This window comes from Rhizobium sp. ZK1, from assembly GCF_047782645.1.
Taxonomy (GTDB): domain Bacteria; phylum Pseudomonadota; class Alphaproteobacteria; order Rhizobiales; family Rhizobiaceae; genus Rhizobium.
Window position 1 is genome coordinate 74,847 of record NZ_CP180586.1, and the last position, 15,444, is coordinate 90,290.

14 protein-coding genes and 1 tRNA gene are annotated in these 15,444 nt (G+C 59.6%); 13 read left to right on the forward strand and 2 right to left on the reverse strand.

The features are described 5' to 3' along the window. Positions 1 to 144: 144 nt before the first annotated feature. From ACK9YZ_RS00390 to ACK9YZ_RS00425, 8 genes are all read left to right on the forward strand, one after another. A complete protein-coding gene (locus tag ACK9YZ_RS00390; RefSeq protein WP_416065285.1) occupies positions 145 to 2,142 on the forward strand; it encodes a methyl-accepting chemotaxis protein in 1,998 nt (665 codons plus the stop codon). A 153-nt stretch (positions 2,143 to 2,295) separates the two neighbouring features. Beyond that, positions 2,296 to 3,816, forward strand: a complete 1,521-nt coding sequence (locus ACK9YZ_RS00395; protein WP_416065286.1) for an ATP-binding protein — start codon at positions 2,296 to 2,298, stop codon at positions 3,814 to 3,816. A gap of 123 nt (positions 3,817 to 3,939) precedes the next feature. Beyond that, positions 3,940 to 4,016: transfer RNA gene (locus ACK9YZ_RS00400), tRNA-Arg, on the forward strand. A 441-nt stretch (positions 4,017 to 4,457) separates the two neighbouring features. Beyond that, entirely contained in the window at positions 4,458 to 4,772 is a 315-nt protein-coding gene (locus ACK9YZ_RS00405; protein ID WP_416065287.1) for a hypothetical protein, read from the forward strand. Positions 4,773 to 4,971: 199 nt separating this feature from the next. Beyond that, on the forward strand, positions 4,972 to 5,343 hold the full coding sequence (locus ACK9YZ_RS00410; RefSeq protein ID WP_416065288.1) for a cell surface protein: 372 nt from the start codon (positions 4,972 to 4,974) through the stop codon (positions 5,341 to 5,343). A 156-nt stretch (positions 5,344 to 5,499) separates the two neighbouring features. After that, positions 5,500 to 5,781 (forward strand): hypothetical protein, encoded by a 282-nt coding sequence (locus ACK9YZ_RS00415; RefSeq protein WP_416065289.1) that lies wholly within the window; start codon positions 5,500 to 5,502, stop codon positions 5,779 to 5,781. A gap of 383 nt (positions 5,782 to 6,164) precedes the next feature. After that, the gene (locus tag ACK9YZ_RS00420) at positions 6,165 to 6,830 is read left to right on the forward strand and encodes a class I SAM-dependent methyltransferase (RefSeq protein WP_416065290.1); all 666 of its coding nucleotides are present in this window, start codon (positions 6,165 to 6,167) and stop codon (positions 6,828 to 6,830) included. Between the two features lie 10 nt (positions 6,831 to 6,840). Next, positions 6,841 to 7,500: a TetR family transcriptional regulator gene (locus ACK9YZ_RS00425; protein WP_416065291.1), complete on the forward strand. Its 660-nt coding sequence runs from the start codon at positions 6,841 to 6,843 to the stop codon at positions 7,498 to 7,500. 98 nt (positions 7,501 to 7,598) lie between these two features. Here the strand turns inward: ACK9YZ_RS00425 and ACK9YZ_RS00430 are convergent, their stop codons facing one another. Further along, positions 7,599 to 8,528, reverse strand: coding sequence for a LysR family transcriptional regulator (locus ACK9YZ_RS00430; RefSeq protein WP_416065292.1), 930 nt, complete (start codon positions 8,526 to 8,528; stop codon positions 7,599 to 7,601). Positions 8,529 to 8,657: 129 nt separating this feature from the next. On the opposite strand from ACK9YZ_RS00430, the gene ACK9YZ_RS00435 reads away from it, so the two are divergent. Together ACK9YZ_RS00435 and ACK9YZ_RS00440 are read left to right on the forward strand one after the other, a co-directional pair. Next, a complete protein-coding gene (locus ACK9YZ_RS00435; RefSeq protein WP_416065293.1) occupies positions 8,658 to 9,497 on the forward strand; it encodes an oxidoreductase in 840 nt (279 codons plus the stop codon). Positions 9,498 to 9,524: 27 nt separating this feature from the next. Next, the gene (locus tag ACK9YZ_RS00440; RefSeq protein ID WP_416065294.1) at positions 9,525 to 10,406 is read left to right on the forward strand and encodes an aldo/keto reductase; all 882 of its coding nucleotides are present in this window, start codon (positions 9,525 to 9,527) and stop codon (positions 10,404 to 10,406) included. Between the two features lie 34 nt (positions 10,407 to 10,440). On the opposite strand, the gene ACK9YZ_RS00445 is transcribed toward ACK9YZ_RS00440, so the two are convergent. Then, positions 10,441 to 11,358, reverse strand: a complete 918-nt coding sequence (locus ACK9YZ_RS00445; RefSeq protein ID WP_416065295.1) for a LysR family transcriptional regulator — start codon at positions 11,356 to 11,358, stop codon at positions 10,441 to 10,443. Between the two features lie 104 nt (positions 11,359 to 11,462). Here ACK9YZ_RS00445 and ACK9YZ_RS00450 point away from each other — a divergent pair, with 104 nt between their 5' ends. The 3 genes from ACK9YZ_RS00450 (at position 11,463) to ACK9YZ_RS00460 (ending at position 15,387) form a co-directional block, all read left to right on the forward strand. Next, a complete protein-coding gene (locus tag ACK9YZ_RS00450; RefSeq protein WP_416065296.1) occupies positions 11,463 to 12,293 on the forward strand; it encodes an SDR family oxidoreductase in 831 nt (276 codons plus the stop codon). A 488-nt stretch (positions 12,294 to 12,781) separates the two neighbouring features. Beyond that, on the forward strand, positions 12,782 to 14,059 hold the full coding sequence (locus ACK9YZ_RS00455) for an alpha/beta hydrolase (protein ID WP_216756879.1): 1,278 nt from the start codon (positions 12,782 to 12,784) through the stop codon (positions 14,057 to 14,059). 77 nt (positions 14,060 to 14,136) lie between these two features. Further along, the gene (locus ACK9YZ_RS00460; protein ID WP_416065297.1) at positions 14,137 to 15,387 is read left to right on the forward strand and encodes an NAD(P)/FAD-dependent oxidoreductase; all 1,251 of its coding nucleotides are present in this window, start codon (positions 14,137 to 14,139) and stop codon (positions 15,385 to 15,387) included. Positions 15,388 to 15,444: the final 57 nt, after the last annotated feature.

Sequence of the window (15,444 nt, forward strand, 5' to 3'; positions counted from 1 at the left end):
AATCGGCCTATTGCGGCGAAATACGGGTAATTTCCTGTAGTTATTATTGTTAATATTCGAAATACAACATTAACGAATTTACCCGATCTTCTACCTATCGGCTGGGGTGCTTTCCAGGCGTTGTGTAAAGCGAGGGAGCGTTCGTTGAAAATCCGCGGCAAAATCAATCTTCTTGTTTCCGTCATGGGCGGCGTTGCGCTTCTGATCGGTGCCACCGCGCTCTCGGCGATGCGCGAATACAATGAGAAGCTCACAGCTTACGAACATGCGGCAGCCCGTGCCTATGCCGGCGAACGCCTTAACCGTTTTGTCACCGCCGTCGTCATGGAAGCGCGCGGCATCTATGCTGCAAAGAGCCTCGAACAGACGCCGGCTTTCGCCAAGGGCTTGATGACCGGTCTGGACGAGATCGACAAGGTCATCGCCGGTTGGGCGCCGCTTGTGCCGGACAGCCAGAGAGATTCCTTCACCAAGCTTGTCGACCGCGCCAAGGAATTTCGCACCTTCCGCACTGAGACGGTGCGCCTCGGCACAGAGGTCAGCCCGCAGGCGGCCAACGAGCAGGGCAACAACGACGCCAACCGTGCCAACCGCAAGGCCTTCCAGGCCGAGATCGACGCGATCGTCAACACCGACAAGGCCGAACTGACGGCCGTGCACGATCAGATCGAAGATTTCCGCAGCTGGATCCTGATGCTGGTGCTCAGCATCACCGGCATCGGCATCGCAGTCGGCGTCGGCATGGGTTTCTATATCGGCACCAGCCACCTCAGCCGACCGATCAAGAAAGTGACGCATGCGATCAAGGAAGTTGCCGACGGCAATTTCCAGGTCGACGTGCCCTTTGCCGGCCGCAAGGATGAAATCGGCGAAATGGCCGCCGCCGTCGCCGTCTTCAAGGAAAACGGTCTCGCCATCCAGCGCATGAGCGCCCAGGAGGCGGCGATGCGGGCAAAAAGCGACGACCTGCAGTCCAGCATGTCCGTCGTCGTGGCGGCTGCTGCCGCCGGCGATTTCAGCCACCGCATCAGCAAGGATTATGAGGACGAGAGCCTCAACCAGTTCGCCGGCAATATCAACACGCTGCTGTCGAGCGTCGATACCGGCGTCAACGAAACCCGCCGGGTCATTGCAAGCCTTGCTGAAGGCGACCTGACGCAGACCATGCGCGGTCAATTCCAGGGCGTCTTTGCCGAGCTGCAGAAAAACGTCAACAACACGTTCGTGACGCTGCAGACGACGATGCGCGAGGTGCGCGAGACGACTGAAGCAATCAACGGCAATACCAACGAGTTGCGCAACGCCAGTGACGATCTGTCCAAGCGCACTGAACAGCAGGCTGCAGCACTTGAGGAAACCTCCGCTGCTCTCGATGAGATCACCGCCGTCGTGCAGAACTCCACTGAACGCGCCCAGGAGGCCACCGTCATGGTCTCTGAGGCAAAAGACAATGCCGGCCGCTCCGGCGTCGTGGTTCGCAATGCAGTCGACGCCATGGGCCGCATCGAGCAGGCCTCCCGCGAGATCAGCCAGATCATCAATGTCATCGACGAGATCGCCTTCCAGACCAACCTGCTGGCGCTGAATGCCGGCGTCGAGGCGGCACGTGCCGGTGAGGCTGGCAAGGGCTTTGCGGTCGTCGCACAGGAAGTGCGTGAGCTTGCCCAGCGCTCGGCGACTGCCGCCAAGGATATCAAGGCACTCATCACCAAGTCGGGCGACGAAGTGCAGGTCGGCGTCAAGCTGGTTCAGGCGACGGGCGAGGCCCTGTCCGAAATCGAGACGCGGGTCATTGCCATCAACGACCATATCCATTCGATCGCAACGGCGGCCAAGGAACAGTCGACCGGCCTCAAGGAAGTCAACACTGCCGTCAACCAGATGGATCAGGTTACCCAGCAGAACGCCGCGATGGTTGAAGAAACCTCGGCTGCGACCCACAAACTGTCAGCCGAAGCCGATGGCCTCGTGCGCCTCATCTCCCGTTTCAAGGTCTCCACCGACGCACAGGCGGCGGTTGTCGTTGCCCGCCAACAGCATCACCAGCCGGTCGCCTCTCCAGCGCGCCGCGCAATCGGCCGCGTTGCCCGCGCCTTCGGCGGCAATGCCGCCGCGGCAGAGCAGAGCTGGGAAGAGTTCTGACAGCGTTCACAAACGTTAACGGAGCGCCGCCTGAGGGCGGCGCTTTCGTTTGTGACGACTTGCCGCTCCTCGCAAAGATTTGAAAGCGGAGCATTCTCGTCTAATATAAGAGCTCATTCTGATGGCGGCCTTTCGCCGCACGGACAAGACGAGATGCCGGTTCAGGACCAGGGCGAGACGTCCCAAACGGAAAATATCGCGGTCGGTGAGGCTGCCAAGGGCTCGTATCCGCGTGCCGGCAAGTTCGGCGGCCTTTCGGGCAAGCTGCTCTGGCTCACCGTCTTCTTCATCATGCTGGCGGAAATCCTGATCTTCTTTCCTTCGATTGCCAGCATGCGCATTCGCTGGCTCGAGGATCGGCTGAATACGGCTGCTGCGGCCGCAATCGTCATCGATGGGCTACAGCCGGTGGAGCTGCCGCGCGCGTTACAGAAGGAGACGCTGGAAGCGACAGGTACAAAAGCGATCGTGCTGCGAAAAGACGGCACCTCCCGGCTACTTGCCATGAGCGAGATGCCGACCTCGGTCGATGAATCCTACGACCTTACGGACATCCCACCGCTAACCGCGATGCGCGACGCGCTGGACACGATGATCTTCGGCGGCAACCGGATGATCCGCGTCTATGGCGCGGTCGGCGAGACCGATACCGGCGTTGAGGTCGTCATGAAAGACAGGCCGCTGCGCAAGGCCATGTTCGGCTATGCCCGCAACGTGCTGCTTCTGTCGATCCTGATTTCGCTTTTTACCGCGACACTGATTTTCTTTGCCATCAACCGCATTCTCATTCGCCCGATCCGCAGGCTGACGGGCAGCATGCAGCAATTTGCGTCCGATCCCGAAAATCCGCAGCATGTCTATGTCGGCGATGGCGGTCGCGACGAGTTGGCCGTTGCGGGGCGTAACCTGACCTCGATGCAGCTCGAACTGCAGAAAACGCTGAAGCAGCAGAAAAATCTCGCCGCCCTCGGTCTCGCGGTCTCGAAGATCAATCACGACATGCGCAACATCCTGGCATCCGCGCAGCTCATGTCGGACCGCCTTGTCGATGTCGACGATCCCATGGTGAAAAGTTTCGCGCCGAAGCTGCTGCGCACCATCGATCGCGCCGTCGGCTATACGACCGAAGTCCTCTCTTATGGCAAAGCAACCGAATCGGCGCCGCGCCGTCGACGCATCCACCTTTACGAGCTTGTGCAGGAGGTCAAAGACATCCTCGCCATCGAGCCACAAAGCGGCGTCGAGTTCATCGAGCAGATGGGGCCGGATCTGGAAGTGGATGCCGACAGCGAGCAGTTGTTCCGCATCATCCACAATCTCTGCCGCAACGCCCTGCAGGCGCTGACCTCGCCGGGCGAGGAGAGGGCCGGGATCGTCAGACGCATCACGGTCGCCGCCCAGCGCGTCGGCAGCGTCGTCAGCATCACGGTGGACGATACAGGCCCCGGCATGCCGCTGAAGGCACGGCAGAACCTCTTTGCGGCCTTCCGCGGCTCGGCCCGTTCCGGCGGCACGGGTCTTGGCCTCACCATCGCCCGGGAACTGGTGCTGGCGCATGGCGGCACCATCGCCCTTGTGGAAAAGCCCTCGGTCGGCACCCAGTTCCGCATCGAAATTCCGGATCGGCCGGTTTCGCTGGACGATTACCGCAGCCGGTCGCATGCCGAAAAGTGATGCAATTTCCGCAAGTGAGCTTTGCCGAACCAAAGTCGCGATTTTTTTCGAATTGCTATTGCATTGCCCGAAAAGACCCTTTAGAGAACCGCCCACGCAAGCGGCACGGCCGCCACTGCAGACGCACCCGTAGCTCAGCTGGATAGAGCACCAGACTACGAATCTGGGGGTCAGGAGTTCGAATCTCTTCGGGTGCGCCATTTCTTCCAATTGCTTTTGAATGCGACTTGTTACTTGGCAACTCTCGTTGTCTCCTAACGTCTGCGCCGCGGCTGGACGATGCGAGATAACCCAGCGCAAGCGCCATGGCGGCGACTGCGATTCCGGTGCTGATCACGCCCGCCGGCGTTATTCTGAAACCGGCGTGCAAGGTCATGTTCTTCCCCAAGCGAAGATCGAAGACCGACTTGATTTCCTCGGGATGCGAGGAGACTGCGGTCGAAGGTTCTTCTTCCTGAATATCTGTCATTTTGAAGCTCCTGTGCAGATGATGCCGCGGCCGGGCGCATATTGAGCCAGCCTCAAGTTTTGCTGAGCGCCACGATACCATGGCTCCGCACCTCCATGCCTAGTTTCGCGCAACCTTCGGCGTCTATCTGCGGAAGCGATGGATTGTGTCGGGCGAGAAGCCGGAGGGTTGGATGATGACGAGAATTGTTGGTGTCGTTGGTCTCGTCGCGATGATGGCTGCTCTGGCAGGCTGTATTGATCGTGCCAATGCGCCGGTGCTCGTGCCGGTCGCGTCACCCGTCAATCCGCCTGGTGTCACTCACAGCCTCTGTATGTCTGATGCCAATGCAATGTATGACGAGGCGAATAAGCAGTACGACCTGCGTGCGCAGATGACCGGCCACCGTGATGCCGTGGAGCGGGAAACCAACGCAAGTGGCGCCGCCCATCGGCAATACCTCTCCTGCGTCGCAAGCCAGGGCTACCGTCCTCTGTATGCCAACTGAGAACAGTGAATTCACATAGCCGATGAATTGTCGCAGCGCCTGCTTGCGCGGCTTTGCAAGATCGTAGTTTTGTTTTTTTGTGACTTCGAGTCACGCCGGATCGCCTGCAATCACGAGTGTAGGAAGCTGCGTGTGATAGCGGAACTTCACGCGCGTAGAGCGCGTTTTTCATGCGTAAATCCACGAAGGAGGGTTTATCATGAAAATGCCCAATCTAGCCCCATCCGCCGTTGCGCTCAGCGCTCTTCTCGCCCTCTCGTCTACCGTTCCTGCGCTGGCGGCTCCCGTTCAGCGGACCAACATTTCGGTCTCTTCGAACATGGAAATGGTGCAATATAAAAGACATGCCGGTTATTGGCATGGCTATCGCGGCTCCCGCACGGAACGTCCCGGTACCCGCCGTCACTCAGATGGCTACTGGTATCCGCTTGCTGCGTTCGGCGTCGAAGCCGGCACCACGGGCTCAATTGTCGCCAAGCCCATGAACCGTCCCGAACCCAAAACAATGTGCAACCCCACGTTTAATGGTTCGATCGGTCCCGGCAGCATGCCGTGTGATAACGGTTATTAAGCCGGCAAAGAAAAAGGCGGCTAAAACCGCCTTTTTCTTGCGCGCAATCGAATCTCACGTATTCGTGATCGTTATTGCAGCGCAGTAGAATATGACAAATCCGGCTCCTAGCTCCTTGGCGTAAATTCCAAACGCTTCCTCCCAAGGAGACAAGATGTGATCAACGTAGTGAAGAATGGCCTCGTGGCCGCAGCCTTTGGCGCAATCGTCAGCGTTTCTGCCTTCGCATCTGCCAACGCAGCCCCGGCTCAACAGCCGCAGCATCAGATCGTCAAGCAGCAGAAGAACACAAACACTCGCCAGGAGCCCCGCACGACCGGTTCGGTCAACGGTGCATCCAGTAGCTCCATGCCCTACCAGTACAGCCCGAAGAAGCCGCTCAACATGGCCTGCGGCCTCCGCTTCAATCCGACAAGCAGCTCGGGCTGCAACTACTAAACGCAGTTCGATAGCATAAGGCGAGGGAAAGGGGACCGGGGTCCCCACCCGCGAAAGAGGGCAGCCTCCACGGCTGCCTTTTTCGTTCCAAGTGTGCTTCGGTCACGCTGTCGAGGGAAAGGCCCGCCCATTTGGTCCAGCATGTCCCTCCCGCCCAGCCAGTCATGGAAGCTCCCATTGTGGAGTTGACGGTTCGCTCCGCTTGCGGGTCTATGCGATACATTGCATTAAATGCAAAAATGCAACAGATACAAAAATACACAAAATGTTGACGAGGAAGACCTGCGAAGAAACGATCGATTGACGGGCCTGCCTTGGAATTGCCATGCTGCGGGAGATCGTCGCATCAACCGTCAATCACGTTTCAGTCAGGTGGGATAATCATGATCGCAAAGAGCGCTTACTCCGATTTCCTGCATTTTTTCCGGTCCTGGTTGAACAACCCGTTGAGGGTTGCCGCGATTGCGCCCTCCGGCGACTCGCTCGCCCGGATCATGACAAGCGAGATCGCTGCGCTGGACGGCCCGATTATCGAGCTCGGGCCAGGCACCGGCGTCTTCACTCGCGCGCTGCTTGCGCGCGGCATCAGCGAATCCGATCTGACGCTCATCGAATATGGTCCGGAATTCATAGGATCGCTCCAGAAGCGTTTCCCCGATGCGCGTATCCTGCAGATGGACGCAGCCCATCTGGCGCAGGCTGATATTTTCGACGGCGAACCCGTCGGCGCTGTCGTCAGCGGTCTGCCACTGCTGTCCATGTCGCCGCGCAAGATCGCCTCGATCCTTGCAGGGGCTTTTGTCTATATGCGGGCCGGCGGCGCTTTCTATCAGTTTACCTACGGGCCGCGCTGTCCCGTGCCGCGCCCGATCCTCGACCGTCTGGGCCTGAAAGCGACGCGCATCGGCGGCACGGTCCGCAACCTGCCGCCAGCGTCCGTCTACCGGATTTCGCGCCGCAAGCCACTTGAGCTCTCCCGTGAGCGTTTCAAATATCGTGCCAGCGGAGTGGATATGGAGATCGCCGCTTTCTCCGAAGCGGATGACTGAATGACACCTGATGGAAATGACTGAGAAGGCCGAGGGCAGGCGCGAGCGCAAGCGGCGCGAGACTCGCGAGCGCATCGAGCAGGCAGCGATGAGCCTCTTTCTGGAGCGCGGGTTCGACGCCACCACCATTGAGGAGATCACTGAAGCTGCCGATGTTTCGAAGCGCAGCTTCTTTGATTATTTCCCGTCAAAGGAAGAGGTCGTCTTCGCCTGGCAGGATTCCTTCGCCGACCGCCTGATGGCGGCGATTGCCGAGCGTCCAGCCAGTGATTCCTCCGTCAAGGCAGTCGAGGAAGCCCTGATCGTCACTGTGACCGCTTCGGCTGACGAGCGCGCCATGGCGCTTGGCGAACTCATCCATCGCACGCCGACCCTCAAGGCCCGCGATCAGCTTAAATATGCCAAGCTGGAGCAGAAGTTGACCGAGGCGCTGATTGCCCGCAAGGGCGGCGATCCGCAGGCGCGGACGCGCATGCGTTTGCTTTCGACAATCGTCATCGGCGCGCTGCGCGTCGGCAGTGAGGTCTGGCAGGCGCGCGCGCCGGATGTTTCGATGGAAGGCTCTTCAATGGAAGCCTTCGCACGCGAGATCTTTGGCGAACTCTGGAAGATGCTGGCCGAATTCGGCGAAGAGACGAAAACCAGCCTCCAAGGCAATTCCATACGCTAGAGCAATTCCAGCAAAAGTGCGTAGCGGTTTTGCGTCCGGAATTGCGTGAAAACAAAGAGATAGAGCATTTCCGTGATTCGGAGATAAACGGAAATGCTCTAGATAATCGCGCTTTCCGTTGCCGGCGGCGCTTCGGATCGATGCTTTCTCAGGAAATCGATGAGCGCGCGCAGCTTTGCAGGCACCCGCCGGCGGTCCGGATAATAGAGCGTCAGGCCCGACAGCGGCGGGCTCCAGTCGGCAAGGATCCGTACCAGCCTGCCGTCTTCGAGAAAACGCTCGATGTAGCCGTTGATCATGTAGGAAATGCCGATCCCATCGAGCGCTGCCTGCGTCAATGCTGCGGAATCGTTGAGGATCAGCCGCGAATGGAGCGTAATATCGATGCGCTCGCCATCCTTCTCGAATTCCCAGCGCTCGACCTGGCCGCTGGTGACGAAGCGGAAGCCGATGCAATCATGCTGCAGCAGGTCGCGCGGATGTTTCGGCATGCCGCGTCGGCCGAGATATTCCGGCGAGGCGATCACATGGGCACGGATCGGCGGGCCGATCGGAATGGCCACCATGTCCTTGGCCACCGTCTCGCCGAAGCGGATGCCGGCATCGAAGCCTTCGGCAACGATGTCGCTCATCGAGGCTTCCATCTTCACCTCGACCTGAATGTCGGGATAGGCCTCCAGGAAATCGCGAAGCAGCGGCTGGATGGCGATCATATAGCCGGCGCGCAGCACATTGAGCCGCAGAAGACCGGCCGGCCGGCCGACATCTGCGTCAAGATCCTTGCTGGCGGCAGCAAGCTCACCCAAAGCGGGAAGTATCCGTTCCAGATAGCGGTTGCCAGCTTCCGTCAAACTCACGCTGCGCGTGGTCCGGTTGAAGAGAGGTTGCCGCAGACGGCTCTCCAGCTTGCTGATCGTCTGGCTGATGGCGGACGGCGACACACCAAGCCGAACGGCAGCGGCCGAAAAGCTCTTTTCCTCGGCGACGACGACAAAAGTCACCATGCCGTCAAGCATATCCTGGCGCATTCGGATCTCCGTTTTCAAGTCCTAGATTAATAAGTTTCTCTAAAAAGGCTATCGTCATTTAATGAGGTTATCGAAATTATCGGATGAGCCTACCTTCGCCTCCATCAAACAGCCCACGGAGTGAAGGCCATGACATCGAAGTCCAAAATCCTTTTCGTAACAGGCGTTTCGACCGGCTTCGGCCGCGCCCTTGCGGAAACCGCTCTCGCTGAAGGTCACAAGGTGGTCGGCACCCTTCGCAATGAAGAAGCTCTCAAGGAGTTCGAGGCGCTGAAGCCCGATTCTGCCTTCGGTAAGCTTCTCGACGTCACCGATACTGCCGCGATTGCGCCTGTTGTCGCCGAGATCGAAAGGGAGATCGGTCCGATCGACGTTCTCGTCAACAATGCCGGCTACGGCCACGAAGGTCTTGTCGAGGAATCGACGATGGACGAGCTGCGCCGCCAGTTCGAGGTCAATGTTTTCGGGCCGGTGGCTGTCATGCAGGCAGTGCTGCCCTATATGCGCAAGCGCCGCAGTGGCCATATCCTCAATATAACCTCGATGGGCGGGATCATCACCATGCCGGGCATCGCTTTCTATCACGGCAGCAAGTTCGCCCTCGAGGGTATTTCCGAAAGCCTCGGCAAGGAGGTCAAGAGCTTCGGCATCCACGTGACCGCCGTCGAACCCGGCGGCTTCCGCACCGACTGGGCTGGCCGCTCGATGGTGCGTGCAGAGCGTTCGATCGCCGATTATGACGAGGTCTTCGAGCCCCTGCGCCAGCGCCGCCTCGAACGCAACGGCAACCAGCCGGGCGACCCGAAAAAGGCTGCTTCAGTAATGCTGAAGCTCATTGCATCCGACAATCCGCCGGCCCATCTCTTGCTCGGGCGTGATGCGATCAGCCTCGTTCGCGAGAAGCTTGGGTCTCTCAAGACCGAATTCGACGCCTGGGAGCAGGTTTCCAGTTCCACTGATTTTGAGTGATTTTATTGACCAAGAGAGGAAAAGACGATGAGCGATTACAATGCAGCGAAATCGGGTACCTTCAAGATCGGCGGCGATATGGAGGTCAACCGTCTCGGCTTCGGCGCCATGCGCGTCACCGGCGACGGTATCTGGGGCAATCCAGCCGATCACGATGAATCGATCCGCACTCTGAAGCGGCTGCCGGAACTCGGCATCAACTTCATCGATACGGCCGATTCTTACGGTCCTGACGTTTCCGAATGGCTGATCAAGGAAGCGCTTCACCCTTATAAGAAAGGCCTCGTCGTCGCCACCAAGGGCGGTCTCACGCGCCACGGACCGAATATCTGGCTTCCGCTCGGTCGTCCGGAATATCTGATCCAGCAGGTGCACAAGAGCCTGCGCAATCTCGGCGTCGAGCAGATCGATCTCTGGCAGCTTCACCGCATAGACCCGAAGGTTCCGGCCAAGGAACAGTTCGACACCATCAAGTCGCTCCTCGATTCCGGCCTGATCCGCCATGCGGGCCTCAGCGAAGTCTCGGTGGCCGATATCGAAGCAGCCTCCAAGGTCTTCAAGGTCGCGACCGTCCAGAACCGTTACAACCTTGTCGACCGCACCAGCGAAGATGTGCTCGACTATTGCGCCAAGCACAATATCGGCTTCATCCCCTGGTATCCGCTGGCTGCCGGCGATCTCGCCAAGCCCGGCTCGCTGCTCGATACGATCGCCAGAAAGCACAATGCTGCCCCGAGCCAGATCGCGCTGGACTGGGTGCTGAAGCGCAGCCCGGTCATGCTGCCGATCCCCGGCACGTCGAAGGTCAAGCATCTCGAAGAAAACGTCGCAGCCGTTGATATCACGCTGTCGGACGAGGAGTTCACCGCCCTCGACGCCGAAGGCAAGAAGCTCTTCAAGGCTGCCTGATCGTCATAAGACAGCACACAACACGGCCGCGGTTTCAGCCTCGGCCGTTCTTCTTTCGCGCTCGTGTCATTTCGCGTGCGACATCCAGGAAGGCGCGCAATGTCGCCGGCACATGCCGGTGGCCGGAATAGTAGAGGCAAAGGCCGGGAAAGGGCGGCGTCCAGTCTTCGAGCACTGTGGTCAGCCGGCCAGCCGCAACATCGGCCTCCACATTCTGGTGGGTCATATAGGCAAGCCCAGCGCCGCCGACCGCCGCTTCCAGCATCAGATCCATGCTCTGCAGCGTCATCGGCCCCTTCACATCGAGCCGGATTTCCTCGCCGTGCCGCTCGAACTCCCAGCGATAGACCGTACCGCTCGGCAACCTCAACCGCAGGCAGGCATGGCGCAGAAGATCGTTCGGCGTCTGCGGCCTTCCATGTTTTTCGAAATAGGAGGGAGCGCCGACAACGAAGAAACGCTCCTCGGCCTTCAGCGGCACGGCGATCATGTCCTGCGGCACGGTTTCGATGAGGCGTATGCCGACATCGAAACTGTCGGCGACGATATCGATCATGCGTCCGTCGCTGACGATATCGACATGCACATCGGGAAAGCGCCTGACATATTCAAGCACGATCGGTATCAGGATCCGCCGTGCGCCGCCCTCCGACGTATTGATGCGCAGCGTCCCTGCCGGCGTGGCGCGCGCCTGCGTCGCCGCTTCCATCGCCGCCGCAATGTCTTTCAGCGCGGGGCCGATCTTGCCGAGAAACTGCTCCCCCGCTTCGGTCAGCGAAACGCTGCGGGTCGTGCGGTTGAACAGCCTGACGCCGATCCGGTTCTCCAATGCCGCCACCGCATGGCTGAGCGCGGAGGTCGACATGCCGAGTTCGGCGGCGGCCGCGCGGAAGTTTCGCGCCGCCGCCACGGCAACGATCGCATTGAGTTCAATCAGCCCAGTCTTCTGCATTATCCTAAATCCCGCAAGAGCTCATCCTTGAATATGTGGATTATAAGGACAATAGGTCGCAACTATCTAGCCTCCGGGATCAATCAAAACCCGTGAGGCAGATTATGAAAAAGACAGTTCTCATCACCGGCGCGTCCTCCGGCATCGGCAAGGCGGCAGGCAGGCTCTTCCATGCCAATGGTTGGAATGTCATCGCCACCATGCGCAGTCCGGAAAAGGAAAGCGAACTGACCGAACTTGCCGATGTCCTCGTTGTCAGGCTCGACGTTCAGGATCGCGGCAGCATCGATACCGCCATCAAGGCCGGCATCGAACAGTTCGGACGCATCGACGTGCTCGTCAACAATGCCGGTTACGGCCAGAACGGTATCTTCGAGGCCACCGCGCGCGAAAAGATCCAGCAGCAGTTCGACGTGAATGTCTTCGGCGTCATGGATGTGACCAGGGCGATCCTGCCGCATTTCCGGGCAAACAAGGCCGGCACGATCATCAATGTCAGCTCGGGCGCCGGTCTCTTTACCCTGCCGACCCTGTCGATCTATTGTGCTTCGAAATTCGCGCTCGAAGGCTTTACCGAGGCGCTGTCTTACGAGCTTCTGGCACTTGGTATTGGCGTGAAGTCGGTGATTCCGCACGGCGGCGTGGCGGAGACCAGTTTCCGTGAGCGCGCCGGCGCCGATTTTGCCATCGATCCCTCGGGCCTGCCTGATTATAATGAATTCCTGCAGCGTGCTCAGCGGGCCTTTGCAGCTATGGTCGCCGCGAAGATGATGACCTCTTCGGATGTTGCCAAGGTAGTCTATGAAGCTGCGACCGATGGCAAAGACCAGCTACGTTATCTCGTCGGTGATGATGCGCGGGGATTCGTGAAAGCGCGCCGGAGCATGGACGATCAGGGCTACGTGGACTTCATGCGGGCGCAATTTGCCGATTAATTTTGATCATCTGGTCAAAGGTGCTGCAAAATGAGGCGTCCCCGTGACGTCTATTAGGCAAGCATTGCGTCCAATGCATTGCTGCATTGCGGTAATTTCGCTATTCTCCATCAAATGAATTGGGTATTAATAATCCCGAAGGCAGCGCACTCCTCCTCCCAGCGCTTCCTTTCATCGGACTGACAACACTCCTCCTCCCAGTTGTCAGTCAGGATCAAGAGCCCGACGCACCTCCTCCCGCGTCGGGCTCTTTTCTTTTCCGGATCAAATCTCTCCTAAAGCATGTCGCGCAAAAGTGTGCAGCGGTTTTGCGACAACGACATGCGTAAAACAAAGACCTAAAGCGCGGCGAGCGGATCTGAAAGATCGCGATGCGCATTAGAACCTTCGTGAAATTGACTTGGCTCACGGGCTCGGACTAACTGGAAGCGCGCGTCAAGCGCATGTCGGTGGCTTGGCGCGATGACGCCTGAACCTGCGGAGATGTCATGATCGGCGGATGCGGCGTTTCTCGCAAAGCCCTCGCAACCCTGCTCGTCCTCTGCGTCGGCCTCGCTTCCTGCGGGCGGCCGATCGGCGTCATGCAGGCGGCCGGCACGGTTCCGCCGGGGACCTCGCGCGTCGACCTGCTGGTGGCGACGACGCGGGCTGCTGACGAAAATCCGGCCGTGCTCTTCTCCGGCGAGCGCGGCACCGGGCTGATGGTCGATGCCGTCGATGTCTCCATTCCGCCGGAAGCCAACCGCAAGGCAGGGCAGGTGCAATGGCCTCGCCGTCTGCCTGCCGACCCCCTCAAGGACTTCGTCACCGTCGCGGTCGATCCGCTGGATGGGGAGAAGGCGGGAGAGAACTGGCTCAGGACGCATATGCCGAAGAGCAAGCGCGTGCTCATCTTCGTGCATGGTTTCAACAATCGCTACGAGGATGCGGTCTATCGTTTCGCGCAGATCGTCCATGATTCGCATGCCGATGTCGCGCCCGTCGTGTTCACCTGGCCATCGCGCGCCAGCATCTTCGACTACAACTACGACAAGGAAAGCACCAACTATTCGCGCGATGCACTCGAAGAGCTGTTGCGGCGCACGGCCAACAATCCAGCCGTCGGCGACATCACCGTCATGGCTCACTCCATGGGCACGTGGCTGACAGTCGAGGCTCTGCGCCAGATGGCGATCCGCGACGGCCACGTTGCCTCGAAGATCAACAATGTCATCCTTGCCTCGCCTGATCTCGATGTCGACGTGTTCGGCCGTCAATTTCAGAGCCTCGGCAAGGACAAGCCGCACTTCACCATCTTCGTATCCCAGGATGATCGCGCGCTCGCACTCTCGCGACGCATCTCTGGCAATGTCGATCGCCTCGGCCAGATCGACCCTTCCGCCGAGCCTTATCGCAGCAAGTTGGAAGCGGCCGGTATCACCGTGCTCGATCTGACCAAGCTGAAGACCGGCGACCGCCTGAACCATGGCAAATTTGCCGAGAGCCCCGAAGTGGTAAAGCTTATTGGCGACCGGTTGATTGCCGGCCAGACTATCACCGATTCCGAAGTCGGGCTCGGCGAAGCGGTCGGTGCGGTTGCCATCGGTGCAGCCCAGACGGCCGGCAGCGCGGTCAGCCTTGCGGTTAGCACGCCGATCGCCATCTTCGATCCCCGCACCCGCCGCAACTACGATGCTCAGGTGCGCCGTCTCGGCCAGTCGATGAACAATACGGTCGGGTCCGTGGGTGACAGCGTCGGCGCCGGGCTGCCGGAAGAGACGCAGTAAAAAATCATAGGCATTCGCCTTGTTGTGATATATCACATCTTGAACGGCAATCGACTCTGCCGTGCGGTGGACAAGACATGGCGAATGAAACGAATAGGACGGTGGCCGTTGTCGGCGCCGGTGTGGTCGGCGCTTCGATTGCTTTCGAGCTGCAGCGGCGCGGCTTTCAGGTAACATTGATCGACAAGGGCGAGCCGGGCAGGGGAACCTCCTACGGCAACATGGCGAGCATCGCGCTCGACTTCGCTGCCGGCTCCGGTCCCTCGACCTGGAAGAAGCTGCCGCGCTGGCTGATCGATCCGGAAGGCCCGGTCTGGCTGCGGCCTTCCTATGCGCCGAAAATCCTGCCCTGGTTCCTGCGCTTCCTCGCCGCCGGCCGTCCCTCGCGCCTGCGGGAGATCGAGGATGCGGGCATGAGCCTCTCCAAGATTGCTCTCGGCGATATCAGCGCCATGCTCGACGCTGTTGGCGCTCCCGAACTGATGACTGAGGAAGGCTGCCTGGCGATCTATGAAACCGAGGCCGAATTCGATGCGGACCGTGGCCACCTCGAATTGATGCGGCGCTATGGCATGGAATTCGAGGTGCTGAGCAACGGTGCGATCCAGTATTACGAGCCGACCCTTTCGCCGAAAATCGCCAAGGCGGTGCTGCTGCCGGACAACAAGTCGATCCGCGATCCCTACAAGCTTGTCGTAAAGCTCGCCGATGCCGCGAAGGCCGCCGGTGCCAGCTTCGTTTCCGGCGAGGTAAAGAGCGTGGAGCGCAGGGCTGACGGGAAAAGCGCCGTCCTTCTCGAAAACGGCGGTCGAATCGAGGCCGATAACGTCATTCTCGCTGCGGGCGTTCATACCCGTTTCCTCGCCGAAGCCCTCGGCGAGCCGATCCCGCTCGAAACCGAGCGCGGCTACCATACGCAGATCATGCAGCCTGGTATTTCCATGCGTTATTCGGTGATCTGGCCGCATCGTGCCTTCATGGTCACGCCGACCGCAGGCGGCATCCGCGTCGGCGGCAATGTCGAGTTGGCCGGGCTCACGGCAGCGCCTGATTTCCGTCGTCCGCGTGTGCTGGTGCGCCATGCGCAACGCATCCTGCCCGATCTGAAGGTTGAGGACACAAGCGAATGGATGGGCCACCGCCCAGCTCTGCCTGATACGATCCCGATCATTTCGCCCTCCTCGAAAATATCAGGCGTTTTCTACGCCACCGGTCACGGCCATCTCGGCCTGACCTATTCGGCAACGACCGCGCGGTTGATCGCCGATATGGTGACGGGCGCCAAAACGCCTGTCGATATCAAGCCATTCCGTATCGATAGATACTAGCAGCAGAGTATCGGCGGCCCCGTCGCCGACCAGAATATCCGCGTTGATGACGGCATC